Origin of the sequence: Streptococcus mitis (assembly GCF_946190115.1) — a bacterium.
Lineage (GTDB): Bacteria > Bacillota > Bacilli > Lactobacillales > Streptococcaceae > Streptococcus > Streptococcus mitis_CO.
The window spans coordinates 178,330-201,967 of record NZ_CAMHZG010000002.1 but is presented as its reverse complement, the minus strand read 5'-3'; the positions used below and the strand labels follow the sequence as shown (position 1 = coordinate 201,967).

At 40.1% G+C, this 23,638-nt stretch carries 25 protein-coding genes, 1 tRNA gene and 2 pseudogenes; 11 read left to right on the top strand and 17 right to left on the bottom strand.

The genetic code is table 11. The annotated features are described in order from the left end of the window. Window positions 1-134 precede the first annotated feature (134 nt). The 4 genes from N8L90_RS01995 to nox form a co-directional block, all read right to left on the bottom strand. Window positions 135-1,469: an Nramp family divalent metal transporter gene (locus N8L90_RS01995; protein WP_000094601.1), complete on the bottom strand. Its 1,335-nt coding sequence runs from the start codon at window positions 1,467-1,469 to the stop codon at window positions 135-137. A gap of 1,066 nt (window positions 1,470-2,535) precedes the next feature. After that, complete coding sequence (gene pdxT, locus N8L90_RS01990; RefSeq protein WP_261012439.1) at window positions 2,536-3,123, bottom strand: pyridoxal 5'-phosphate synthase glutaminase subunit PdxT; 588 nt, start codon at window positions 3,121-3,123, stop codon at window positions 2,536-2,538. After that, complete coding sequence (gene pdxS / locus N8L90_RS01985; RefSeq protein ID WP_084886814.1) at window positions 3,124-3,999, bottom strand: pyridoxal 5'-phosphate synthase lyase subunit PdxS; 876 nt, start codon at window positions 3,997-3,999, stop codon at window positions 3,124-3,126. Window positions 4,000-4,151: 152 nt separating this feature from the next. Beyond that, entirely contained in the window at window positions 4,152-5,531 is a 1,380-nt protein-coding gene (gene nox, locus N8L90_RS01980) for a H2O-forming NADH oxidase (RefSeq protein ID WP_049500112.1), read from the bottom strand. 308 nt (window positions 5,532-5,839) lie between these two features. Between nox and N8L90_RS01975 the strand changes: the two genes are divergently transcribed. The 4 genes and pseudogenes from N8L90_RS01975 to N8L90_RS01960 form a co-directional block, all read left to right on the top strand. Continuing rightward, window positions 5,840-6,763, top strand: coding sequence for an FAD:protein FMN transferase (locus N8L90_RS01975; protein WP_261023937.1), 924 nt, complete (start codon window positions 5,840-5,842; stop codon window positions 6,761-6,763). A 59-nt stretch (window positions 6,764-6,822) separates the two neighbouring features. Next, entirely contained in the window at window positions 6,823-7,428 is a 606-nt protein-coding gene (locus N8L90_RS01970) for an NADPH-dependent FMN reductase (RefSeq protein WP_000915939.1), read from the top strand. Between the two features lie 18 nt (window positions 7,429-7,446). Then, complete coding sequence (locus N8L90_RS01965; RefSeq protein ID WP_261012442.1) at window positions 7,447-8,685, top strand: NAD(P)H-dependent oxidoreductase; 1,239 nt, start codon at window positions 7,447-7,449, stop codon at window positions 8,683-8,685. 49 nt (window positions 8,686-8,734) lie between these two features. Further along, window positions 8,735-8,979: pseudogene (locus N8L90_RS01960) on the top strand (solute carrier family 23 protein); the annotation flags it as partial. Window positions 8,980-9,225: 246 nt separating this feature from the next. On the opposite strand, the gene ffh reads toward N8L90_RS01960, so the two are convergent. The 3 genes from ffh to N8L90_RS01945 all read right to left on the bottom strand — a co-directional run bounded on the left by ffh (window position 9,226) and on the right by N8L90_RS01945 (window position 11,608). Then, window positions 9,226-10,797, bottom strand: coding sequence for a signal recognition particle protein (gene ffh / locus N8L90_RS01955; protein WP_261023936.1), 1,572 nt, complete (start codon window positions 10,795-10,797; stop codon window positions 9,226-9,228). An 11-nt stretch (window positions 10,798-10,808) separates the two neighbouring features. Then, on the bottom strand, window positions 10,809-11,141 hold the full coding sequence (locus N8L90_RS01950; protein WP_000402066.1) for a putative DNA-binding protein: 333 nt from the start codon (window positions 11,139-11,141) through the stop codon (window positions 10,809-10,811). 89 nt (window positions 11,142-11,230) lie between these two features. Further along, window positions 11,231-11,608 (bottom strand): YwiB family protein, encoded by a 378-nt coding sequence (locus N8L90_RS01945; protein ID WP_261023935.1) that lies wholly within the window; start codon window positions 11,606-11,608, stop codon window positions 11,231-11,233. Between the two features lie 71 nt (window positions 11,609-11,679). On the opposite strand from N8L90_RS01945, the gene N8L90_RS01940 reads away from it, so the two are divergent. Beyond that, a complete protein-coding gene (locus tag N8L90_RS01940; RefSeq protein WP_001003487.1) occupies window positions 11,680-12,984 on the top strand; it encodes an HD domain-containing protein in 1,305 nt (434 codons plus the stop codon). A gap of 12 nt (window positions 12,985-12,996) precedes the next feature. Continuing rightward, on the top strand, window positions 12,997-13,803 hold the full coding sequence (gene yidA / locus N8L90_RS01935) for a sugar-phosphatase (RefSeq protein WP_125454430.1): 807 nt from the start codon (window positions 12,997-12,999) through the stop codon (window positions 13,801-13,803). 55 nt (window positions 13,804-13,858) lie between these two features. Here yidA and N8L90_RS01930 read toward each other — a convergent pair. The 5 genes from N8L90_RS01930 to N8L90_RS01910 form a co-directional block, all read right to left on the bottom strand. Next, window positions 13,859-13,930 (bottom strand) — tRNA-Arg (locus N8L90_RS01930). A gap of 42 nt (window positions 13,931-13,972) precedes the next feature. Beyond that, a complete protein-coding gene (gene rplS, locus N8L90_RS01925) occupies window positions 13,973-14,320 on the bottom strand; it encodes a 50S ribosomal protein L19 (protein ID WP_001068669.1) in 348 nt (115 codons plus the stop codon). A 122-nt stretch (window positions 14,321-14,442) separates the two neighbouring features. Beyond that, the gene (locus tag N8L90_RS01920) at window positions 14,443-15,606 is read right to left on the bottom strand and encodes a chloride channel protein (RefSeq protein ID WP_261023940.1); all 1,164 of its coding nucleotides are present in this window, start codon (window positions 15,604-15,606) and stop codon (window positions 14,443-14,445) included. A gap of 46 nt (window positions 15,607-15,652) precedes the next feature. Then, the gene (locus N8L90_RS01915) at window positions 15,653-15,925 is read right to left on the bottom strand and encodes a chorismate mutase (RefSeq protein ID WP_261023934.1); all 273 of its coding nucleotides are present in this window, start codon (window positions 15,923-15,925) and stop codon (window positions 15,653-15,655) included. Window positions 15,926-16,040: 115 nt separating this feature from the next. Beyond that, the gene (locus N8L90_RS01910; protein WP_261023933.1) at window positions 16,041-16,484 is read right to left on the bottom strand and encodes a flavodoxin; all 444 of its coding nucleotides are present in this window, start codon (window positions 16,482-16,484) and stop codon (window positions 16,041-16,043) included. 103 nt (window positions 16,485-16,587) lie between these two features. Here N8L90_RS01910 and N8L90_RS01905 point away from each other — a divergent pair, with 103 nt between their 5' ends. The 4 genes from N8L90_RS01905 to N8L90_RS01890 all read left to right on the top strand — a co-directional run bounded on the left by N8L90_RS01905 (window position 16,588) and on the right by N8L90_RS01890 (window position 18,671). Further along, on the top strand, window positions 16,588-17,523 hold the full coding sequence (locus N8L90_RS01905; RefSeq protein WP_261023932.1) for a DHH family phosphoesterase: 936 nt from the start codon (window positions 16,588-16,590) through the stop codon (window positions 17,521-17,523). A gap of 95 nt (window positions 17,524-17,618) precedes the next feature. Next, window positions 17,619-17,861: a type B 50S ribosomal protein L31 gene (locus N8L90_RS01900; RefSeq protein WP_000710764.1), complete on the top strand. Its 243-nt coding sequence runs from the start codon at window positions 17,619-17,621 to the stop codon at window positions 17,859-17,861. 176 nt (window positions 17,862-18,037) lie between these two features. Beyond that, window positions 18,038-18,322 carry a type II toxin-antitoxin system RelB/ParD family antitoxin gene (gene relB / locus N8L90_RS01895; protein WP_023941319.1) on the top strand — a complete coding sequence of 95 codons (285 nt, stop codon included), beginning with the start codon at window positions 18,038-18,040 and terminating at the stop codon, window positions 18,320-18,322. Continuing rightward, entirely contained in the window at window positions 18,312-18,671 is a 360-nt protein-coding gene (locus N8L90_RS01890; RefSeq protein ID WP_261023931.1) for a type II toxin-antitoxin system RelE/ParE family toxin, read from the top strand. The genes relB and N8L90_RS01890 overlap by 11 nt, the downstream gene beginning before the upstream one ends. A 154-nt stretch (window positions 18,672-18,825) precedes the next feature. Here the strand turns inward: N8L90_RS01890 and N8L90_RS01885 are convergent. Further along, window positions 18,826-19,233: pseudogene (locus tag N8L90_RS01885) on the bottom strand (imelysin family protein); the annotation flags it as partial. A gap of 222 nt (window positions 19,234-19,455) precedes the next feature. On the opposite strand from N8L90_RS01885, the gene N8L90_RS01880 reads away from it, so the two are divergent. Next, on the top strand, window positions 19,456-19,755 hold the full coding sequence (locus N8L90_RS01880) for a YbaB/EbfC family nucleoid-associated protein (protein ID WP_000981526.1): 300 nt from the start codon (window positions 19,456-19,458) through the stop codon (window positions 19,753-19,755). Between the two features lie 112 nt (window positions 19,756-19,867). Here the strand turns inward: N8L90_RS01880 and N8L90_RS01875 are convergent, their stop codons facing one another. From N8L90_RS01875 to yycF, 4 genes are all read right to left on the bottom strand, one after another. Continuing rightward, window positions 19,868-20,641, bottom strand: coding sequence for a potassium channel family protein (locus tag N8L90_RS01875; RefSeq protein WP_261023930.1), 774 nt, complete (start codon window positions 20,639-20,641; stop codon window positions 19,868-19,870). An 82-nt stretch (window positions 20,642-20,723) separates the two neighbouring features. Further along, entirely contained in the window at window positions 20,724-21,533 is an 810-nt protein-coding gene (locus tag N8L90_RS01870) for an MBL fold metallo-hydrolase (protein ID WP_000004961.1), read from the bottom strand. Between the two features lies 1 nt (window position 21,534). After that, window positions 21,535-22,884, bottom strand: coding sequence for a cell wall metabolism sensor histidine kinase VicK (vicK, locus tag N8L90_RS01865; protein WP_261023929.1), 1,350 nt, complete (start codon window positions 22,882-22,884; stop codon window positions 21,535-21,537). Next, a complete protein-coding gene (yycF, locus tag N8L90_RS01860; protein ID WP_261023928.1) occupies window positions 22,877-23,584 on the bottom strand; it encodes a response regulator YycF in 708 nt (235 codons plus the stop codon). Before yycF ends, vicK begins: the two co-directional genes overlap by 8 nt. Window positions 23,585-23,638 lie beyond the last annotated feature (54 nt).

Genomic DNA, 23,638 nt, shown 5'->3' with positions numbered 1-23,638 from the left:
TGATTATCAAGCATCATCTCACCTCATCTCTAGTATAACAAAAAAGCCATCAATTTGATGACTTTTTCAGTAGACTCAAGAAATCTTGGGTATCTTTTTTCTTATATGCTTGTTTTATAACTCGGGTGAATTTCTTAGAAAATATCAAATAACAATTTCACATTGAGAATTGTTAAGATAATGGAAACGATATAGCCAAGGATGGTATTCCATTTGGCATTGGTAAATTCTCCCATCAGTGATTTCTTAGAAGTTAGATAAATCAGTGGGAAGATTGAAAATGGAAGAGCAATCGAAAGAAAGACTTGTGAATAAACCAATAACTGATCTAATGTTTTTTCCTGATGACCAAACAGAACCGCTACAATCATGACAGGCAACAAGGCAAAGAGACGAGTTGCCAAACGAATGAACCATTGAGGTAATCTCATATGCAAGAAACCTTCCATAACGATTTGTCCAGTCAAGGTACCCGTAATTGTCGAATTTTGACCACTGGCTAATAAAGCCAAGGCAAACAAGGTTGATAAGGTCGAGCTAGCTATAGCTCCTGCAATAGTAGAATCCTGCAAGGCATTATACATTTGAGAGAAGGCAGAAATCTCAGATGCATGGCCGAAAAAGAGAGCCGCCCCGAGAATTAATAGAAGGGAGTTAACCACAAAGGCCAAGGATAATTGGAGATTTGAATCCCAGGTCATAAAGCGCACGGCTTTTCGAACATCATTCTTGTCCTTGTGATTGATTTTCCGAGTTTGTGACAAGGAAGAATGCAAATAGAGGTTATGGGGCATAACCGTTGCTCCCACGATCCCTAGTGCCAAGGTTAATTGACTTTCATGCCCTGGCAAGGGACTTTCAAATAAGGTTGCATTCGGTAGATAACCCTCAACGATTCCTTGGAAGCTTGGATGTGACAAAGCTACCAGATAGGTAAAAATTGCTAGAATGGTTAAAATCAGTGTTGTCACAATAGCTTCAATCTTCTTAAAGCCAAATTTCATCAGAAGCAATAAGAGAAAAACATCCAACACGGTCAAGAGAATTGCTATCATAATCGGAATCTTAAAGAGAAGATTGAGAGCAATCGCTGAACCTAGAACTTCTGCCAGATCTGTCGCCATCAAGGCTAATTCTAAAATCACCCATAGACTATAACGAAGCCATTTAGGTGAATGATGAGCCGTTGCTTGAGCCAGGTCCATCTGGGTTACAATACCAAGCTTTCCTGCCATCTGCTGAAGTTGCATGGCAATGAGAGATGAAATCAAGATAACAAACAAGAGACTATACTTATAGGAAGCACCACCGACTACACTGGTAATCCAGTTTCCTGGATCCATATAACCAACTGCGACAAGAGCACCCGGACCTAAAAAGGCATTTAAATTTTGCCAGAAATGATTGTTATTTGGAGTATCGATAGATTGATTAATCTCAGAGAGTGACACTTTTTTATGAGAAGACATAGATACTTACCTCTTTCTAAACCTACTTTTTCATTATTTTCTATTAGAGAAAAATAAGATTGACTTTAAACTATTAAAACAATGAAAACTATATGAAAAACATTTAGTTTTTTCATTATTTTTCTTAAGACACCTTAATATTTTTTTTAAGGCACATTAATATTTTTCTTAAGGCACCTTAATTATAACACAAAAAATGAAAACTATATGAAAAACATTTAGTTTTTTCATTATTTTTCTTAAGGCACCTTAATTATAACAGAAAATATGATAAAAACTTAAGAAAATTCAGGACTTGATTTAATATTTAGGATACAACAAAATGTTGTATTCTTTTTTTGCAAAAGAATACCAAAGAATAAAATAAAAAACGTTGTAAAATGTACTGACCCTTTTCACCTTGTTAAAACACCATTGATCTTAACTCATCACTTACCTCTTAAAAAATCTTTAGAATTGGCTTAATCCCCTTTATTGTATCGCGTTTGGAGTTTTTTAGGTATAACCTTCGACGCGCACCTTACGTAGGACGACAGACTCATAGCTTTATACATAATAGAACGAGTATCTCCATCTGTAGAGATACTCGTTTTTTGCTATTTTCAAAGTGTTCTTTTTGACCAATCCCATACATCATTTTTATAGTAAATTGAAACTAGAATAGTACATCGTGGATACTAAAACATTTCTAGAAATTAATTTGATTTCCCTAATCAAGTTGCACACATCTTATTTCAAACCACTATATATTCAATGAAAATCAAAGAGCTAACTAGGAAGCTAACCGCAGGTTGCTCAAAGCACCGCTTTGAGGTTGCGGATAAAGCTGACGTGGTTTGAAGAGATTGTCGAAGAGTATTAAGGAGTATAGAATAGTATTTTAACTCCATCCTCTAAAGTGCTCCCAATAAAAGATACTTGAACACTATATTCAGTATATAAGCTTTATTCCAACGATCATTCTTTTCTAATTTATCGTAAATAAATATAAATTCACAGAATGCTGCCAGATAACTTAAAAAATGATTCTTTGGAAAGAGCGAATCAAAACTTGATTTATCACTTTTTATTCCACTATCTTTTTGTCACACATATTTATAAAGTACTGGTGCAAGCGAACATCATCAGTCAATTCTGGATGAAAAGAAGTTACCAACATATTTTTTTCTTGGGCTGCAACGATTTGATCTTCAACTGTTGCTAGAATTTCTACACCCTCTCCAACACTGCTGATAATTGGACCACGGATAAAGGTCATTGGAATCTGACCGACTCCCTTACATTCTGCTTCCGTGTAGAAACTTCCTAGTTGGCGCCCATAGGCATTGCGCTCGACCACCATATCCATAGTTCCAAGATGACTTTCTTCCTGAGAAGTAATTTCCTTAGCCAGCAATATCAAGCCTGCACAGGTTCCAAAGGCTGGTAAGCCAGATAGAATGGCTTCTCGGATGGGAATCAGCATGTCCTGGTCTCGTAAGAGCTTGCCCATAGTTGTAGACTCCCCACCAGGCAAAATCAAACCCGACAAGTCGCTCTGATCTTGCTGAAAATCATCTAGATTTCTGATTTCAACACTCTCAACACCTAATTGCTCTAGTACTTTTGCATGCTCTGCAAAGGCACCTTGCAAGGCCAATATTCCGATTTTCATCTATTTTCCTCGCTCAGCCATGAGAATTTGTATTTCATTTTCATTAATACCAACCATAGCTTCTCCTAAATCTTCAGAGATTTGAGCTAGGATTTGAGGATTACGGAAGTTAGTCACCGCTTTGACAATGGCACTTGCTCGTTTAACAGGATCTCCTGACTTAAAAATACCTGAACCGACAAAGACCCCCTCTGCCCCTAATTGCATCATTAACGCAGCATCTGCTGGCGTTGCAACTCCTCCAGCAGCGAAATTTACAACTGGCAATTTTCCATATTCATGAACATATTGGACCAATTCTACAGGGACTTGCAAGTCCTTAGCAGCAACATAAAGTTCGTCTTCACGTAGATTTTGAATGCGGCGAATTTCCTGATTCATCATACGCATATGGCGAACAGCTTGAACGATATCTCCTGTACCCGGTTCTCCTTTGGTACGAATCATAGAGGCTCCCTCAGCGATACGACGCAAGGCTTCACCCAAGTCCTTAGCTCCACAGACAAAAGGAACTTGGAATTCTTTCTTGTCCACATGGAAACGGTCATCAGCTGGAGATAAAACTTCACTCTCATCGATATAGTCAATTTCAATAGCCTCTAAAATCTGAGCTTCAACAAAGTGCCCAATTCTGACCTTGGCCATTACTGGAATACTCACCGCTTCTTGGATTTCCTTAATCATCTTTGGATCACTCATACGGGAAACACCACCAGCTGCACGAATATCAGCCGGAATCCTCTCCAAGGCCATAACAGCTGCCGCACCAGCAGCTTCAGCGATACGGGCTTGTTCAGGGTTCTGAACGTCCATGATAACCCCACCCTTGAGCATCTGCGCCAAGTTTTTATTTAATTCATAACGATTTTCAGTCATTTCTTTTATCCTCATCATTTGTATTGGTAGCTACCATTTCATTTTAAGTTAGATTAGAATGAATCACAAGATAAAAAAAATGCAATTGTATGGGTACATATTGACTAAAAAACTATCTGACCTTAACTTAAGGCCAGATAGTTCATCAAATTTTATTTTTCAGCTGTAAGTGCAGCCATTGTGATGTAGTTGTATGGTTTGTTGAAGTGTGGCAAGAAGAATAGGTCTGTCAATGCCAATTTATCAATTGTCACATGCTCTTGAATAGCAAGTGAGAACATGTGAATTCCCATACTAATCGCAGGGTCATGTGAAACCATTTGTGCACCAAGAATTTCACGACTATCTTTGTCAAAGACAATCTTGATGGCTACTTCATGGTTATCATGTTTCATGAATTCTGGTTTTTGAAGATCGTTAAAGCCTGTTTCAGTTGCGTTGTAACCAGCAGCTTTCGCTTTTTCAAGAGTCAAACCAGTTGAAACCATGTGAAGACCGTAGATTGAGATACCGTTTGAACCTTGAACACCGATTCCTTCCAATTCATGTCCACAAGCATTGTAAGCACCAACAATACCAGTACGAACTGCGTTTGAAGCAAGTGCGATGTAGCTTGTATCTTTACGAGCGTTGTCATAAACAGTCGCACAGTCTCCAACAGCAAATACACCAGGAAGTGAAGTTTCTTGTTTCTTGTTTACAAGGAAAGCACCGTTACGGAAGAGTTCAATCTTACCATCAGCAAGAGCAGTATTTGGACGGAAACCAACTGCAAGGATAACCATATCCACATCGAAAGTTTCTTTATCAGTAATCAAGCGTTCAACTTTACCGTCACCCTCGATTGCTTTAACAGTTTGACCAAGAGCCAAGCGAATGTTGTGGTCTTCCAAGTTCTTCGCCATCATTTGTGTGAAGTCTCTGTCATAGTAACCGTTCAAAACAGTATCAACGATATCAACAAGGACAACTTCTTTTCCAAGACGCTCAAAGGCTTCAGCAAGTTCAACACCGATGTAACCACCACCAACAACGGCGATACGGTCGAGGTGTTGGCTCTTGTCAGCAAGTTTATTGATAACTTCTTCAGCATTTTGGTACAATTTCACGAATTGTACGTTTTCAAGAGTTGCTTTAAATTCGCGGTTTCCTTTAACAATTTCAACACCTTCGATTGGTGGCAAGATTGGTGTAGAACCTGTAGCGAAAATCAATTTCTCGTATGATTCTTTGTGCTCTTTCCCTTCAACTTCTGCTGTAACTACTTTGTTATCATAGTCGATTGAAAGAACTGGTGAGTTCATGTAAACCTTAGCACCTTTAGCTTCCAATTTTTCTTTATCAGAATAGAACAAGCCTTCAGCACCGTCAATTTGTTCACCGATCCAAAGGGCCATTCCACATCCTAGGAAAGAGATGTTAGAGTTTTGGTCGAATACAACGATTTCGTTCTCATTGCCAAAATTATCCAACATAGTATTAATACATGCTGTACCAGCGTGGTTAGCACCAACTACAACGATTTTACTCATAGAAAAATTCCTACCTTTAATTAAAAATTTACTCTTCTAGTATAACATTTACTGTTAGCGTTTACAAGAGTTTAGCTAATTTTCCCGATTTTTTTGTAAAAAAATGTAAATAATCTGTATTTTATCAGCCATTCTTACAATTACTCTTTATTTTCTGAGCATATTTCTTGACAAGTTTACAAATTTTATTTGTGAAAACGCTGACTTTATGGTATGCTAGTATCATGGAAAGAAAATGTAAGGGGTTAAATTTAATATAAATTTACAATGTTTCAACCTTCTTTTCATAAGAGAAAGGAGTTGGTAGCTTGCCTCTTAGTTCACATTCTGAACGGCTAATGGGGACTACTATCACTATTTCATTAGTAGATGAGCGAGCCGATAGCTTGCTCCAAAAATCCTTTGATTTGCTCAAAGAGCTTGAATACCGCTTCAATGCCAATAGCCAAGAATCTGAGTTGATGGAAATCAATTATCAAGCAGGAATAGCTCCTGTCAAGGTTCATCCAGACCTGTTTGAACTGATTTCACTTGGGTTAGAGCATAGCCTAGCGCCCTCTAGTCATCTCAATATCAGCATTGGTCCCTTAATTCAAACCTGGCGTATCGGTTTTTCAGATGCCAAGGTCGCCCAACCTCAAGAAATTGAATCAGTACTCCCTCTAATCAATCCTCATTATATCGAGTTAGATTCTTCTACTTCTACTGTGTTTTTAAAACAGAAAGGAATGAAGATCGATCTAGGTTGTTTAGCCAAAGGATACAGTGCAGATAAGGTTGCCCAATTTCTTAGAGAAGAGGGAGTGACTTCTGCCCTGATTAATCTGGGAGGGAATATCCTGACTATTGGAAAAAATCAGGCAAGAGGGAATCAACCTTGGCAAATCGGGATTCAAGACCCAGCCAATCCAAGGGGAAATCACTTAATGACCATCCCTGTTGTCAATAAATCTGTCGTGACTTCAGGCATTTATGAACGTCACCTGACTGTCGATGGAAAAGATTACCATCATATTTTTGACAGTCAGACAGGATATCCTGTTGAAACAGAACTCGCTAGTCTGACAATTATCTCTGATAAATCAGTTGATGGCGAAATCTGGACAACTCGACTCTTTGGAGAAAGACCTGCTTCTATCCTTTGGCAAGTCGAAAGTTTGGAGGGAATCGAAGCGATTCTGATTGATAAGGAAGGTCACCTAAGTTGTTCTTCAGGAATTCCTACTCTATAGAAACAACTGTTTCAATGGAGTTTTAAAATCGTATTATGTAAAAAGAGAAAGGAAATCTCATGTTAAAACTTATTGCTATTGTTGGAACAAATTCAAAACGTTCTACAAACCGTCAATTGCTTCAATACATGCAAAAACACTTTGCTGACAAAGCTGAAATTGAACTTGTTGAAATCAAGGATATCCCTGTCTTTAACAAACCAGCTGACAAGCAAGTACCTGCTGAAATCTTAGAAATTGCTGCTAAAATCGAAGAGGCAGATGGCGTTATTATCGGTACTCCTGAGTACGACCACTCTATCCCAGCTGTTTTGATGAGCGCTCTTGCTTGGTTGTCTTATGGTATTTACCCACTCTTGAACAAACCAATCATGATTACAGGTGCTTCTTACGGTACACTTGGTTCATCACGCGCCCAATTACAACTTCGTCAAATCTTAAACGCACCAGAAATCAAAGCAAGTGTCCTTCCTGATGAATTCTTGCTTTCACACTCTCTTCAAGCCTTTAACCCAAGTGGCGACTTGGTTGACCTTGATGTTATTAAAAAACTGGATGCCACTTTTGACGACTTCCGTATCTTTGTAAAAATCACAGAAAAATTGCGCAACGCACAAGCCCTACTTCGCAAAGATGCTGAAGACTTTGACTGGGAAAATTTGTAAGATAGGAGACCAAAAAGAATGAAATTTGTTGGACTTGTAGGATCAAACTACGATCAATCATATAACCGTAAACTCTTGGAATTCATCCGTCGTCACTTCAAACTCAAATTTGAATTAGAAGTCCTCGAAATTGACGAAGTTCCAATGTTTAACCAAGACGAAAAATGGGATGAAAGTTTCCAATTGCGTCTCTTGTATAACAGAATTACGCGTGCTGATGGTGTCATTATCGCTACTCCTGAGCACAACCACACAATCTCAGCTTCTCTTAAATCTGTTCTTGAATGGCTTTCATACGAAGTTCATCCATTTGAAAACAAACCAGTCATGATTGTGGGAGCTTCTTACTACGACCAAGGTACTTCTCGTGCCCAAGTTCACCTTCGTAAGATTCTTGACGCTCCAGGTGTCAATGCCTACACACTTCCAGGAAATGAATTCCTTCTTGGTAAAGCCAAAGAAGCTTTCGACGATGAGGGCAATATCACAAATGAAGGAACTATTAATTTCCTTGAAACATGCTTGGACAACTTTGTAAAATATGTGGGAGTCGTTTCAAAATTGAAAAAACCAAAACCAATTGAACCAGAAGATTTATATTGCACAAATTCAATTGCAACTACCATCCAAGGTGTTGATCCAGATGATCCTGAATGGGTAGAAAAAGCAGCTGAACTTGTTGGAGCTGTTTCTGGAGATACTTACGTTAAATTAGACCACGGTATCTTGACAGTTAACCAAATTGACATGTTCTTGAAAGCAATGCCATTTGAATTGACATTTGCAGATGATAACAATCAATTCTTGTACTTTAATAACGCCCACCAAGACCCAGATACAATGTTTGGTAAACGTGTACGTGCTCAATCAGGAAACAGATTAGGAACAGTACATGGTTCATTGCCAGATTCTAGAATGAAGAACGTTGAATGGGTTGTCGGCGTATTGCGTAACGGAGATCAAGAATATGTCCGTACAATTGTGCCGGGAACACCTGAAGGTGTTATTAATACCCATAATTACCAAGCAATGTACTATCCAGATGGTTCATATGCTGGAATTAATGAGATTATCTTTAATTTCCAACCATGGCTTGACTGGTACCTCAATACAACTGGTCAACGTCTAGTTGGTGGAAATGCTGCAGCTCCTGCTGGAGGTCATGGCGGAGCAGATGCCACATCTGGAGCTTCTGATGCAGGTGATGCTGGAGGTCACGGTGGTGGCGCAGACGCTACATCTGGAGCAAGTAACTAATAATAGTTTTAGGAACCATTTTGGTTCCTTTTTTAGTGACTCTTTATCAACTGTTCTTGGTGGTATGTCTATCCTTCTTTATGGAGTTATCGCCAGCAACGGTTTGAAAGTCTTGATCAAAGAACGTGTTGATTTCGCTCAAATGCGTAACCTAATCATCGCAAGTGTTATGTTGGTCCTTGGACTTGGAGGAGCTATCCTTAAACTCGGTCCAGTTACCTTTCAGGTACTGCCCTATCAGCCCTAACGAGAATCATCTTGAACTTGATCTTGCCATACGAAAATAAAGTCTAATACTCTTCGAAAATCTCTTCAAACCACGTCAACGTCTCCTTGTCGTAGATATGGTTACTGACTTCGTCAGTTCTATCCACAACCTCAAAACAGTGTTTTGAGCAACCTGCGGCTAGTTTCCTAGTTTGCTCTTTAATTTTCATTGAGTATAAGAGTCTAAACACATCAAAAACGAGCATTTCCAATTACGGAAGTGCTCATTTTTCTTCTTTCTAAAAAAGGAAAGCCCTGTGGCCTTCCTTTGTCTTACTTACGTTTCTTCTTTGCTTTCTTCATTTTGTTAGCCATGCGTTTCATGGACTGTTTCATAGCAAATTCACCGATTTTACCTTTTAGTCCACCACCAAACATCTGGCTCATATCGGGCATTCCTGCTCCTCCGAGAGCTGACAGGTCAGGCATACCACCTTGTCCCATCATTCCTTCAAGGGCAGACATATCCACTCCTCCCATATTTGGCATATTTTTAGGAAGATTATTTGGATTGATACCCATTTGCTTCATCATCTTGTTCATATCTCCAGACATAACACCTTGCATGAGCTGTTTAGCCTGGTTAAAGTCCTTGATAAATTTATTGACTTCGACAAATGTATTTCCAGAACCTGCGGCAATACGACGACGACGGCTTGGATTTAACAAATCTGGATTTTCACGCTCTTCAGGCGTCATAGAAGAAACAATGGCACGTTTGCGCGCAATCTGGCGCTCATCCACCTTCATGTTTTGAAGGGCTGGATTGTTGGCCATACCTGGAATCATCTTGAGCAAGTCTTCCATCGACCCCATGTTTTGCACCTGATCCAACTGATCAATGAAATCATTGAAATCAAAGGTGTTTTCACGCATCTTCTCAGCCATTTCAAGGGCTTTTTGCTCATCGTATTCTTGAGAAGCTTTCTCAATCAAAGTGAGCATATCCCCCATACCAAGGATACGGCTAGACATGCGATCTGGGTGAAAGGTTTCAATGTCCGTAATCTTTTCACCTGTACCAGTGAACTTGATTGGTTTTCCAGTAATGTGACGAACAGATAGAGCAGCACCACCACGAGTGTCCCCATCAATCTTGGTAAGGATAACCCCAGTCACTTCCAACTGAGCATTAAACTCACGCGCAACATTGGCCGCTTCTTGACCAATCATGGCATCAACGACAAGGAGAATTTCATTTGGCTGAGCCAGTGCTTTCACGTCACGAAGCTCATTCATCAATAGCTCATCAATCTGCAAACGACCTGCCGTATCAATCAAGACATAGTCATTATGATTGGCTTGAGCTTGTTCCAAACCTTGACAAACAATCTCAACAGCTGGAACCTCTGTCCCAAGAGCAAAGACAGGAACATCAATCTGTTGTCCCAGTGTCTTCAGCTGATCAATGGCAGCAGGACGGTAAATATCCGCCGCAATCATCAAAGGACGAGCATTTTCTTCTTTCTTGAGTTTGTTGGCCAATTTACCAGCAAAAGTTGTTTTACCAGCTCCCTGCAAACCAACCATCATGATGATTGTAGGAATCTTAGGTGATTTGATAATTTCTGCCGTATCAGAACCTAAAACAGCTGTCAGTTCCTCATCAACGATTTTAATAATCTGTTGCGCAGGATTAAGTGTATCAATGACCTCATGGCCGACTGCACGCTCACGAACTTTCTTGATAAAGTCCTTTACAACAGGTAAGGCAACGTCGGCCTCAAGCAAGGCCAAGCGAATCTCTTTGGTTGCCTCTTGAACATCAGATTCAGAGATTTTTCCTTTTTTACGTAGATTTTTAAAGACGTTCTGCAAACGTTCTGTTAAACTTTCAAATGCCATGTTTCTTCCTCTTATTCTCTATTATCAATGCTTGTTAAAATTTCTATCTGCTCCTGCAGAAAGTCATCCTTGGGATAGCGCTCCAAAATCTGATCAAAAATTTGACTACGGACAATGTAGTCCGAGTACATGTGCAATTTCATCTCATAATCTTCCAGAATCTTTTCTGTCCGCTTGATATTGTCGTAGACAGCCTGACGACTGACACCAAACTCCTCGGCAATCTCAGCAAGGCTGTAATCATCAGCGTAGTAGAGCTCGATATAATTCATTTGCTTATCTGTCAAAAGCGCCGCATAAAATTCAAAGAGCGCATTCATACGATTGGTTTTTTCGATTTCCATAACTTTTATTATACCAAAAATTAGCCTAATCTACCACACTAGAAAGCCAATCCGAGAAGATAGCTAGCTAAATTTGAAAAGACAAGAGACTAGCCCCAAATAATTTCCAATTGATAGCTGGCAAAGAGGTGTCCCTCTTGATTTTGTAGTTGATAGTCTAAATAGATCTTTTGTCCATCCACTTGATAACGATTCGTTTGGATAATAAACTCCTGCATGCCCATAGGTGTGGGGATATAGGCTAAACTATCACTATCCTTTAGAAAGCGCATAATGGTCTTGGGATTGGAAAAACGACTCATCACCAGCTCTTGACCATGAAATTTAATCACTACTTTTTCCTTTTCCTCATTATAGAAAAGCAGGTAGCTATAATCTCCTTTTTCATGCACTTCCACGTCATAAAGCTGGTCAATCACTTCCAACTGCTCATCAAACTGAATCGTATTTCGCATCCGAATCTTCACATCAAGTCCTCTTTCTTGTCTCTTGTCCTACTATTTTACCAAAAACTCTAGCTTTTTGCTATAATGGTCATATGAACGAAAAAGTATTCCGTGACCCAGTTCACAACTACATCCATGTCAATAATCAAATCATCTATGACTTGATCAATACAAAAGAATTTCAACGCTTGCGTCGTATCAAACAACTGGGAACTTCCAGTTATACCTTCCACGGTGGGGAGCACAGCCGCTTCTCACACTGTCTAGGAGTCTATGAAATTGCACGACGCATCACGGAGATTTTTGAAGAAAAATATCCTGAAGAATGGAATCCTGCCGAGTCTCTCTTGACCATGACCGCTGCTCTCCTACATGACCTCGGACATGGTGCCTACTCCCATACTTTTGAACATCTCTTTGATACAGACCACGAAGCTATTACTCAGGAGATTATCCAAAGTCCTGAAACGGAGATTCACCAAGTCCTACTACAAGTAGCGCCAGATTTTCCAGAAAAGGTAGCCAGTGTCATAGACCATACCTACCCTAACAAGCAGGTCGTGCAACTCATTTCCAGTCAGATTGATGCGGACCGCATGGACTATCTCTTGCGCGACTCCTATTTTACAGGAGCATCTTATGGGGAATTTGACCTAACTCGGATCCTCCGAGTCATTCGTCCTGTCGCAAATGGTATCGCCTTTCAGCGCAATGGCATGCACGCCATCGAAGACTACGTCCTCAGTCGCTACCAGATGTACATGCAGGTTTATTTCCACCCAGCAACTCGGGCTATGGAAGTTCTCCTACAGAATCTTCTCAAGCGGGCTAAGGAACTTTATCCAGAAGACAAGGACTTCTTTGCCCGAACTTCTCCACATCTCCTGCCATTCTTTGAAAAAAATGTGACCTTGTCTGATTATCTGGCTCTGGATGATGGTGTGATGAATACCTACTTCCAACTCTGGATGACCAGTCCTGACAAGATTTTAGCAGACTTATCACAGCGCTTTGTCAACCGCAAGGTCTTTAAATCCATTACCTTTTCACAAGAGGATCAAGACCAACTCGCCAGCATGAGAAAATTAGTTGAGGATATCGGCTTTGATCCGGACTACTACACTGCTATTCATAAGAACTTCGACCTCCCTTATGATATCTATCGTCCCGAATCTGAAAATCCACGAACACAGATTGAGATTTTACAAAAAAATGGAGAACTAGCCGAACTCTCTAGCCTGTCTCCTATCGTCCAATCTCTTGCTGGCAGTCGACACGGAGATAATCGCTTTTATTTTCCAAAAGAAATGTTGGACCAAAACAGCATCTTCGCAAGCATTACCCAGCAATTTTTACACTTGATTGAGAACGATCATTTTACCCCAAATAAAAACTAGAAGAGGAATTTTATGAGTATTAAACTAATTGCCGTCGATATTGACGGAACCCTAGTCAACAGCCAAAAGGAAATCACTCCTGAAGTCTTTTCTGCCATCCAAGATGCCAAAGAAGCTGGTGTCAAAGTCGTGATTGCAACTGGCCGCCCTATCGCAGGTGTTGCCAAACTTCTCGACGACTTGCAGTTGAGAGACGAGGGTGACTATGTTGTGACTTTCAATGGTGCCCTTGTCCAAGAAACCGCTACAGGACATGAGATTATCAGCGAATCCTTGACTTATGAGGACTATCTGGATATGGAATTTCTCAGTCGTAAGCTTGGTGTTCACATGCACGCCATTACCAAGGACGGTATCTACACTGCCAATCGCAATATCGGAAAATACACAGTGCACGAATCAACCCTCGTCAGCATGCCTATCTTCTACCGCACCCCTGAAGAAATGGCTGGCAAGGAAATCGTCAAGTGTATGTTTATCGATGAACCAGAAATTCTCGATGCTGCAATTGAAAAGATACCAGCGGAATTTTACGAACGCTACTCTATCAACAAATCTGCTCCTTTCTACCTCGAACTCCTTAAAAAGAATGTGGACAAAGGTTCAGCCATCACTCACCTAGCTGAAAAACTCGGATTGACCAAAGATGAAACCATGGCTATCGGTGACGAAGAAAACGACCGTGCCATGCTGGAAGTCGTTGGCAATCCAGTTGTCATGGAAAATGGAAATCCAGAAATCAAAAAAATCGCCAAATACATAACTAAATCTAACGATGAATCCGGCGTTGCCCATGCCATCCGTACATGGGTACTGTAAAAGGGTATGAATAGACGAAAACCGCTCAGCTGAGCGGTTTTTAATGTCTAATTAATGCCCCCTGCCGGAATCGAACCAGCAACTACTCCTTAGGAGGGAGTTGTTATATCCATTGAACTAAGGGAGCTAGATAAAAACTCTGCTGAAGAAGCAGAGTTTTTTAGTCGAATTAACGACGGATTTCTTTGATACGAGCCGCTTTACCTTGAAGAGCACGCAAGTAGTACAATTTCGCACGACGTACTTTACCGTAACGTACAACTTCGATTTTTTCAACACGTGGAGTGTGGATTGGGAAGATACGCTCAACACCTACACCGTTAGAGATTTTACGAACTGTGTAGTTTTCTGAGATGCCAGCACCTTTACGTGCAATAACAACACCTTCAAAAATCTGGATACGTTCACGGTTACCTTCGACAACTTTCGCGTGTACACGAACAGTGTCACCAGGACGGAATGATGGGATATCTGTACGAAGTTGACCTTCAGTCAAGCTTTGGATTAATGGATTCATTTTATTCTCCTATCTTTGTCAATCTTGAGGGACTTCCCTCAGCGGATAAACTGTATTTTTGTGCTTCCATTACGCACAAAAACTATCATATCAGATATTTTCAGGTTTGTAAAGCTATTTCCCTACTTTTTTGCAACTTTTTGACCGGAATAAATGCTCCACTCTTTTGGCAGGCAATAGGCGATAACACAGGCGATAACAAAGAAAGGAAGATTGCCATACCCAAAGACCTCTCCTCCAATCAAGATCGGTGCGAGCAAGGTCGTGGTCGCACTACCAAAGACACAGGCATAGCCGATAGCTGCTACGACCAAGACGGGTAGGCCCAGTATAGGTGCGAGAAAGACTCCAAGCGTAGCTCCGATCGCAAAGAGCGGTGTCACTTCTCCTCCTTGGTAACCAGCAGAGATGGTCACCACGGTAAAGAGAAGCTTCAAGATCCAGTCATAGCTCTGCGCATTGCCTTGGTGAAAGGCCACGTCAATCAAATTGGTCCCTAGTCCACTATAAGAGCCGACCTTGGTCAGTTGAAGAGCCAAGAGGACCAAGCTGAGTCCAGCCCCTATGACAGCAATCCGGATATATGGATTCGGCAGGACTTTGGCGACTGTTTTCTTCAACCAGAAAAGGCTGACTGCAAAGAGCTTTCCAGCAAGGCCAAAAGCTAGGCCAAGAAGAGCAACTTTGATCAAGGTCTCTGGTGTCCAGATCAGCGTTTCCTTGAGTGGCACAGCAAATTTCTCCAAGCCAAGGGCATGAGAGGTGAAGCTCGCCACGATCGAGGCGATAAGCGCTGGATAGAGAGCAATTAGCTGCAACTCCCCAACAGTCAAGACTTCAAGGGCAAAAAAGGTTGCAGCCAGCGGCGTCTGAAAGAGCCCAGCGAAACCGGCTGCCATCCCGGTCATAAGAAAGATACGCGAAGCATCGGCTATCTTGATATGACGCGCAAAACGGTGTGAAAGGGTTGCTCCAATCTGGACAGCCACGCCTTCCCGACCGACCGAACCACCGAAGAGGTGGCTCATCCATGTCGTCAGCATGATCAAAGGCACCAAGACCAAGGGGATTTCCTCCTCACGCGCATGCCCAACATCAAAGACCAGGCCCATCCCTTTTGAAGCCTTGCCACCAAATCGCTTATAGAGATAAACAATGACAAGCCCTGCTAAGGCCAAAAACAGAATCAAGGGCCAGTGTTGGCTTCGGAAATCCCCGATCAGAAGCAATCCTCGACCAAAGATCATATCAATCGCACCGACCAAGAGACCGATGATCAGGGCCATCCCGGTTAGTACCAAATACTGCTGTATTTTTTCTTGATTCGATTGATTAATCACGCGCCTTCACCTCCTCCTGGTAGTCTCTAGAACGCTTGAGAATATCTGAAAAAGTCGCAACTATCGTCTCCTGATACTGCTTATCCTCTACACGGTTTCTTACTTTCTCAAAGATAGCTTCTTCTCTTTTGGTATCTAAAATAGCTTTTCCAGAAGCTTTCTTATAGGCAACTACACCCTCAACTAAATGCATTCGTTCTTCTAAGAGCTTGACGATTTGGTCGTCGATTTGATCAATTTCTTGGCGAATACTATCTAAATCCATACAGTCTCCTCCTTTATTTGAATTATTGTATCAAAAAGCCATCAAATAGGCTAGTAAAATCCCAAGTCACGATAAGAAAAATGCACTGATTGATTGCATTAGCGCACGTTTATGCTTATCCTACTTTAGCAGCCAATTCTTCTGCGAATTGTTCCAAGCGTTCAATGTCTTCTTCCTCAGCAGAGAGATCAACTTTGACACACTCTGAACCTTTTTCTGCCCCTGTTGAAACAAAAACACGGTCAAAGTCATCAACAGCCTTACAGAACTCATCGTAGAAGGTATCACCTGAGCCGACCACTCCGTAGATTTTACCATTCAAGTTGAGGTCTGCTAGGTCTTCGTAGAAGTCCATCATCTCATCTGGCAATTCCCCATCACCATAAGTATAGGTCGCAACGATAGCGATGTCTGCTTCCAAGAAGTCTGAAGCGTCAACAGTTGTACATTCATCAACATCGACATCCAAGCCCAATTCACGTAATTTGTCTGCTACAATATCTGCAATTTCTTCGGTATTACCGGTCATACTGGCAAATACAATTTTTGCTAATGCCATATCATCCTCCTCAATTTATCTTTCTCCATTATATCACATCTTTTTCATTTTAAAAATAAAAATTCTTGTGCTACAATGAAATGAGAAAGAATTGAGGTTATTTATGGATATTTGCCATCAAATTTTAGAAAAAATCAAAGAATACGACACGATTATCATTCACCGTCATATGAAACCAGACCCTGATGCCTTGGGAAGTCAAGTGGGCTTGAAAGCTCTTCTCAAACATCATTTCCCAGAAAAAACCATCAAAGCAGTTGGTTTTGATGAACCAACTCTTACTTGGATGGCTGAGATGGATCTTGTTGAAGATAGTACCTACCAAGGCGCACTTGTTATCGTCTGTGATACGGCCAATACTGCTCGTATCGATGATAAGCGCTATCGTCAAGGTGATTTTCTCATTAAGATTGACCACCATCCAAATGATGATGTATATGGTGACCTATCTTGGGTGGATACTAGTTCAAGTAGTGCTAGCGAGATGATTACCCTATTTGCTGAAACAACCCAACTTGCCTTGTCAGGTCGCGCTGCTGAGTTGCTCTTTGCAGGAATTGTCGGTGATACAGGTCGCTTCCTTTATCCTTCTACGACTGCACGGACTCTTCACCTTGCTGCTTATTTGAGAGAACATAACTTTGACTTTGCAACTCTCACTCGCAAAATGGACACTATGAGTTACAAAATTGCTAAACTTCAAGGCTACATCTACGACCATCTGGAAGTGGATGAAAATGGTGCAGCGCGCGTTATCCTGAGTCAGGAAATCTTAAAACGATTCAATGTCACCGATGCTGAAACTGCAGCTGTTGTCGGTGCACCTGGACGTATTGATAGTGTGAGTCTCTGGGGAATTTTTGTAGAGCAGGCTGATGGCCACTACCGCGTTCGCTTACGCAGTAAAATTCATCCTATCAATGAAATTGCCAAAGAACATGATGGAGGAGGCCACCCTCTAGCAAGCGGTGCTAATTCCTATAGTCTAGAGGAAAACGAAATCATCTACCAAAAGTTAAAAAACTTGCTTAAAAACTGATAAAATACTTGCCAAACTTTTCAGAATCTGATAGACTAGTATGGTAACAATCTATGGCTCGCAAAGAGACCATGGCAGAAAGGAAATATTGCAAAATGAAAAAAGATATCCATCCAGAATATCGCCCAGTTGTCTTCATGGACACAACTACTGGTTACCAATTCCTTAGCGGTTCAACAAAACGCTCTAACGAAACAGTTGAGTTCGAAGGCGAAACTTACCCATTGATCCGTGTGGAAATTTCATCAGACTCACACCCATTCTACACTGGACGTCAAAAGTTCACTCAAGCAGATGGACGCGTGGATCGTTTCAACAAAAAATACGGTCTCAAATAATGATAGAAAGACAGCTTCGGCTGTTCTTTTTTATTTCTTGAAATCAACTGCTGTTTTCATGTTCCAAACTAAAAAACTTTGCACTCTCGGTAGTTTCTAGAGTACAAAGTTTTCTCTTGCCTAAAAAATATAAAAGATATATACTAGCTATATATAGTATAGATTGGAGATATACCATGACGACATCACTTACTAAGCAATACAATTTTAAAATCAACGAGTCATCAATGGAACAAGCTAGAGCTATCATCAAGGAAAAAGGAATGACTATGACGGATGCTATTAGTCTTTTTATCGAGCAGATTGTTCTCGAACAGGATTTGCCAATAAAAACTGCAGAAGATTTACACCGTGAACGATTGATTCAAGAACTACAAGCCCAATCTGAACGCGCCTTAAGAGAATATGAATCCGGACAAGGAACTTCCCTAGATGATATGAGGCTACGATATGACTTATAAAGTGATTCTATCTACCGAAGTGAGTCAAGCAATTGACAGTATTCATGATTACATTACTACTGTTCTTTTATCACCCCAGTCGGCTAAAAATACTGTGGCCAAAATTTTAGACGGCTTAAAAAGTTTAGAAACCTTTCCTGAAGCTGGCTTTGATGCAGATGAAAAAATCGGACTTAAAATCAATAGTAAGTACCCCACACGAGGAAAAATTATCGGTCAATATATCTTGCTTTACTTTATCGATCAAACTCAAAGAACTGTTTTTCTTTCCCACTTATTCCACACAAAAAGCGACTATGTTACCTTGCTACAAAGCCAAAATAACAAAAACTCAAAATCATCATTTTGATATCCACTGCTCTCTTAATAGCCTTGTGATTATAAAGAATACAGTCTGCATTTTAATTAGAAAATCAAAAAAACTTTGCACTCTAGCTAGCCACACGATGGTTTCTAGAGAACAAAGTTTTTTTATTAGAGCAGATTTATTCTTCCTTATCTTGACTTTCAGTTCCTTTAGTTGTATTGTCTTCCCAAAGGATACGTTCAATACGGTGGAAACCTGCCCAACCTTCTTCTGTCTTGTTTTCGTCCATGTAGTCTGCCAAACGGAAGTCAATCTTGACATCTGATTCACCAAAACTTTCGGCAATTGGTTCTGAACGCTCATAGGACATACGAATCAGTGGATAAACCTTCTTAGCTTCTTCTAACTTACCTTCTTTCAACAGTTTGACAAAGCCTTCCGTATCTGTCAACAGATTATCGATTTGCTCTTGCACAAAAGTCTTATAGTCAGCTGTGGCCTTATCAAGCATTTTCTGCTTGTCTTCAGACAAAGCTGTCACCTTAGACGAATCGGTTGTATCTGCTGATTTTTCAAACCTAACAGCACAAGCTGTCAATAGCAAGGCTGAAGATAAAAGGACAAAACCTAGTTTTTTTCATTGTTTACTCCTATCGGTTCAGGAAACCTGAATTAATTTTACGTTTCATTATACCATGTTTTCACTCATCTTTCATTAAATTTTCAAAAAATTTAATGTTGAGGGATTTATACTAACAATAGACTTTTAACCTCAAAATTGATAAAATAAGAAAGAAAATAAGATAAAAGGAAACTATAAATCACCATGATGAACATGCAAAACATGATGCGCCAAGCACAAAAACTTCAAAAACAAATGGAACAAAGCCAAGCAGAACTTGCTGCTATGCAATTTGTTGGCAAATCTGCTCAAGACCTTGTCCAAGCGACCTTAACTGGTGACAAAAAAGTTGTCAGCATTGACTTCAATCCAGCTGTCGTTGACCCAGAAGATCTTGAAACTCTTTCAGATATGACTGTTCAGGCTATCAACTCTGCTCTTGAACAAATCGATGAAACGACTAAGAAAAAATTAGGTGCTTTCGCTGGAAAATTGCCATTCTAATAAAAATCACAAAAACGCATAATGTAAGGTGCCAGAAGACCTTGATATTATGCGTTTTATTGTGTCAAGACTTACTTGATTTCTCCTCGAATCAAGTTTTGTCTCACCTTTATTATATTTTTTCAACTAAGTCTTTTATCATTCGATGTAGTTCTTCTATCTTTTCAGATTGTTTCTCTAGTAATATTCTCTGACTAGATAATTCATCTTGGAGTTTATCAAGTTTTATCTGTTCATCTGGATTATCTTTTACAAAAAAGTTCGTCAAGGCACTCGTTAACATTCCTATTGTTCCAATACCAACAAGCATTAATAAGACAGCTAACCATTTACCAAAGATCGAATTCGGAACAATATCCCCATAACCAACTGTCGTTACAGTAACAAGAGCCCACCAAAGACTATCTGAGAAAGATTTTTCTTCAACAACGGATAAAATCGAACTTCCTACCAGCACAATAAAGGAATTGAGATAGAAAATATAAAGCAAGCCATTTGTTCGTAAGAGTTTTCCAATCTTCTTTTCCAGCTTACCAGTCAATCCAACGATTCTTAAAAGACGAGTCAGTTTCAGTAATTTTGTCAGCCTTGCTAGGCGAAAGATGCGTCCTAATCGAAACACTGTAAAAATAGCATTTAAAGGAAGGATAGCTAGCAGATCAAAGATATTTTCAATTATGAATCGCCATTTCCCTTTACTTAAAAAGAACCGCCAGCCATAATCCACCACGAAAACACCCCAAAGTAGTAAATCAATAATATTGTATGGAGGATTATCCAAGTCAATCATCTCAGCAAATCCAAGCAAGACTAAAACAACAGATATCAACGCAAGTATGATAATCGTTGTATCATAGTAATCCTTAAATAACCATTTTCTTTTCACACTACTTCTCCTATATCATTTTTAAACATTATACCACAACAAATATCTACTAATATATAAAAAGAAGGCACTCGCCTTCTTTTTATATATCTGTCAATGGTGTTGCGGTATCTGGTGAGGTATCATAAACCTTAAAATCTACTCCGACTCCCAGATCAGCTTGCGCTAGCTGGTTGACCATGGTCATGTGAGCTAGCTCCTTGATATTGTTTTCCTTAGACAAGTGACCAAGGTAGATTTTCTTAGTGCGATTTCCTAGCGTCCGAATCATGGCTTCAGCACCATCTTCGTTAGAAAGGTGACCGAGATCCGATAGGATTCGTTGTTTGAGTCGCCAAGCGTAAGAACCTGCTCGTAAAATCTCTACATCATGATTGGACTCAATGAGATAGCCATCCGCATTTTCGACAATTCCTGCCATACGGTCACTGACATAACCTGTATCTGTCAAAAGAACAAAACTTTTATCATCCTTCATAAAGCGATAGAACTGCGGTGCGACTGCATCATGACTCACACCAAAACTCTCAATATCGATATCTCCAAATGTCTTGGTTTTGCCCATCTCAAAGATGTGCTTCTGAGAAGAATCCACCTTGCCAAGATATTTACTATTTTCCATAGCTTGCCAAGTTTTTTCATTGGCATACAAATCCATACCATATTTGCGAGCCAAGACACCCACTCCGTGGATATGATCTGAATGCTCATGGGTAATCAAGATGGCGTCCAAGTCTTCTGGCTTGCGATTAATTTCAGCAAGTAGGCTTGTAATTTTCTTGCCAGACAAGCCTGCATCCACTAAAAGCTTCTTTTTTGGTGTTTCCAGATAAAAGGAATTCCCACTGGAACCCGACGCTAAAATACTGTATTTAAAGCCTGTTTCACTCATTCTAGTCTTCTACTTCATCCTCCCATACTTCTTCTTTAACTGCATCCTTATCATAAGGGAGCACAATTGTGAAAGTTGATCCCTTACCGTATTCACTCTTGGCCCAAATAAAGCCCTTATGTTGTTTGATAATTTCTTTGGCAATAGACAGTCCCAGACCTGTTCCACCTTGGGCACGACTTCTAGCACGATCCACACGATAAAAACGGTCAAAGATGCGTGGTAAATCCTGCTTAGGAATACCCAAACCTTGGTCTGAGATAGATAAAATCATCTGATCATCAGTTGTCTTCATAGTCACTGTGATTTTCCCACCATCTGGAGAATATTTAATAGCATTGTTGAGAATATTATCAATGACCTGTGTCATCTTATCTGTATCAATCTCAATCCAGATAGAATTGATAGGGTAATCTCTCACCAGTTCGTATTTCTTCTCTTCATCCTGCCCTCTTATCTGATCAAAACGGTTAAGGATAAAAGTAATAAAGGCAGTAAAATTAATCAATTCCACATCCAGATGACTGGTCACATTGTCAATCCGAGAGAGATGAAGGAGGTCTGTTACCATGCGCATCATACGATTGGTTTCGTCTAGAGATACCTTGATAAAGTCTGGTGCTACGGTCTCACACAAGGCTCCCTCATCCAAAGCTTCAAGATAAGATTTAACACTGGTTAAGGGTGTCCGTAACTCATGGCTAACATTGGAAACAAAGAGTCTCCGCTCGCGTTCTTCCTTCTCCTGCTCAGTCGTATCATGCAAAACAGCAACCAGACCCGAAATAAAGCCAGACTCTCGACGAATCAAAGCAAAGCGAACACGAAGGCTCAGATACTCACCATTAGCATCCTGAGAATCAATGATGAGCTCAGGAATTTGGGTGATCAAATCACGAAGTTCATACTCATCTTCAATCTTAAGCAATTCTAGAATACTTTTGTTGAGAACATCTTCTTTCTGAACACCTAACTGTTTCTTAGCCATGTCATTAATCATGATAATCTGACCCCGACGGTTGGTCGCAAGAACCCCATCTGTCATGTAAGAGAGGATACTGTGTAACCTTTTACTCTCTTGTTCCAGATTTTCTTGAGTCAACCGAATTACTTCAGATAAATCATTGAGATTATTGGTAATATTAGTGATTTCAGAGCTTCCCTGCATATCCAATACTTGAGAATAATCTCCTGCAATCAGGTCTTTTACCTTTTGATTGATTTGCTTCAACCGAATATTATCCCTACGATTTTCTAGTAAAAGCAAGGTCACGACTAAAATAAAGCCAAGTAAAATGAGGATAAAGATAAAATCACTGGTTAAAACTGTGTCTTTAATTAGTTTAATCATTATTTCTCATATAATAACCAACACCTCGACGTGTTAGGATATACTCCGGACGACTTGGTGTGTCTTCAATCTTCTCACGCAAACGTCTGATAGTTACATCAACTGTTCGAACATCTCCGAAATAATCATAACCCCAGACAGTTTCAAGCAAATGTTCACGCGTAATCACTTGACCGATATGAGAAGCCAAGTGGTACAAGAGTTCAAATTCACGGTGGGTCAAGTCTAGTTCTTCACCGTATTTCTTAGCTACATAAGCATCTGGCACAATCTCCAAGTCCCCAATTTGCAAGGGCTGAGTTTTCTTTTCATCAGACTCTTGATTATCTACAGAAGTCAAATCTGTACGACGGAGAAGAGCTTTGACACGCGCCTGAAGCTCACGATTTGAGAAGGGTTTGGTTACATAGTCGTCCGCCCCAAGCTCTAAACCGATAACCTTATCAAATTCGCTATCCTTAGCTGAAAGCATGATAATAGGCACACTACTTGTCTTGCGAATAGTCTTCGCAACTTCTAAACCATCAATTTCTGGAAGCATCAAATCTAAAATAATAATATCTGGCTGTTCTGATTCAAATTGTTCTAGCGCTTCACGACCATTAAAAGCAGTTACAACCTCGTAACCTTCCTTGGTCATATTAAACTTGATAATATCCGAGATTGGTTTCTCATCATCTACAATTAATATTTTTTTCATTTGTTCACCTTTTTCTCTACTATTATACCAAAAAAATAACAAGACGACACGATA

What these genes read in the sequence shown, in the direction of transcription:
- N8L90_RS01950 (WP_000402066.1), bottom strand. Translation starts at nt 11,141, where the DNA reads ATGGAAATCGAAAAAACCAATCGTATGAATGCGCTCTTTGAATTTTAT.
- N8L90_RS01915 (WP_261023934.1), bottom strand. Translation starts at nt 15,925, where the DNA reads ATGGATTTAGATAGTATTCGCCAAGAAATTGATCAAATCGACGACCAA.
- N8L90_RS01910 (WP_261023933.1), bottom strand. Translation starts at nt 16,484, where the DNA reads ATGGCATTAGCAAAAATTGTATTTGCCAGTATGACCGGTAATACCGAA.
- N8L90_RS01970 (WP_000915939.1), top strand. Translation starts at nt 6,823, where the DNA reads ATGTTAAAACTTATTGCTATTGTTGGAACAAATTCAAAACGTTCTACA.
- vicK (WP_261023929.1), bottom strand. Translation starts at nt 22,884, where the DNA reads ATGATTAAACTAATTAAAGACACAGTTTTAACCAGTGATTTTATCTTT.
- nox (WP_049500112.1), bottom strand. Translation starts at nt 5,531, where the DNA reads ATGAGTAAAATCGTTGTAGTTGGTGCTAACCACGCTGGTACAGCATGT.
- N8L90_RS01890 (WP_261023931.1), top strand. Translation starts at nt 18,312, where the DNA reads ATGACTTATAAAGTGATTCTATCTACCGAAGTGAGTCAAGCAATTGAC.
- N8L90_RS01870 (WP_000004961.1), bottom strand. Translation starts at nt 21,533, where the DNA reads ATGAGTGAAACAGGCTTTAAATACAGTATTTTAGCGTCGGGTTCCAGT.
- pdxT (WP_261012439.1), bottom strand. Translation starts at nt 3,123, where the DNA reads ATGAAAATCGGAATATTGGCCTTGCAAGGTGCCTTTGCAGAGCATGCA.
- pdxS (WP_084886814.1), bottom strand. Translation starts at nt 3,999, where the DNA reads ATGACTGAAAATCGTTATGAATTAAATAAAAACTTGGCGCAGATGCTC.
- relB (WP_023941319.1), top strand. Translation starts at nt 18,038, where the DNA reads ATGACGACATCACTTACTAAGCAATACAATTTTAAAATCAACGAGTCA.
- N8L90_RS01880 (WP_000981526.1), top strand. Translation starts at nt 19,456, where the DNA reads ATGATGAACATGCAAAACATGATGCGCCAAGCACAAAAACTTCAAAAA.
- yidA (WP_125454430.1), top strand. Translation starts at nt 12,997, where the DNA reads ATGAGTATTAAACTAATTGCCGTCGATATTGACGGAACCCTAGTCAAC.
- ffh (WP_261023936.1), bottom strand. Translation starts at nt 10,797, where the DNA reads ATGGCATTTGAAAGTTTAACAGAACGTTTGCAGAACGTCTTTAAAAAT.
- N8L90_RS01920 (WP_261023940.1), bottom strand. Translation starts at nt 15,606, where the DNA reads ATGGCCCTGATCATCGGTCTCTTGGTCGGTGCGATTGATATGATCTTT.
- N8L90_RS01905 (WP_261023932.1), top strand. Translation starts at nt 16,588, where the DNA reads ATGGATATTTGCCATCAAATTTTAGAAAAAATCAAAGAATACGACACG.
- N8L90_RS01965 (WP_261012442.1), top strand. Translation starts at nt 7,447, where the DNA reads ATGAAATTTGTTGGACTTGTAGGATCAAACTACGATCAATCATATAAC.
- yycF (WP_261023928.1), bottom strand. Translation starts at nt 23,584, where the DNA reads ATGAAAAAAATATTAATTGTAGATGATGAGAAACCAATCTCGGATATT.
- N8L90_RS01995 (WP_000094601.1), bottom strand. Translation starts at nt 1,469, where the DNA reads ATGTCTTCTCATAAAAAAGTGTCACTCTCTGAGATTAATCAATCTATC.
- N8L90_RS01940 (WP_001003487.1), top strand. Translation starts at nt 11,680, where the DNA reads ATGAACGAAAAAGTATTCCGTGACCCAGTTCACAACTACATCCATGTC.
- rplS (WP_001068669.1), bottom strand. Translation starts at nt 14,320, where the DNA reads ATGAATCCATTAATCCAAAGCTTGACTGAAGGTCAACTTCGTACAGAT.
- N8L90_RS01900 (WP_000710764.1), top strand. Translation starts at nt 17,619, where the DNA reads ATGAAAAAAGATATCCATCCAGAATATCGCCCAGTTGTCTTCATGGAC.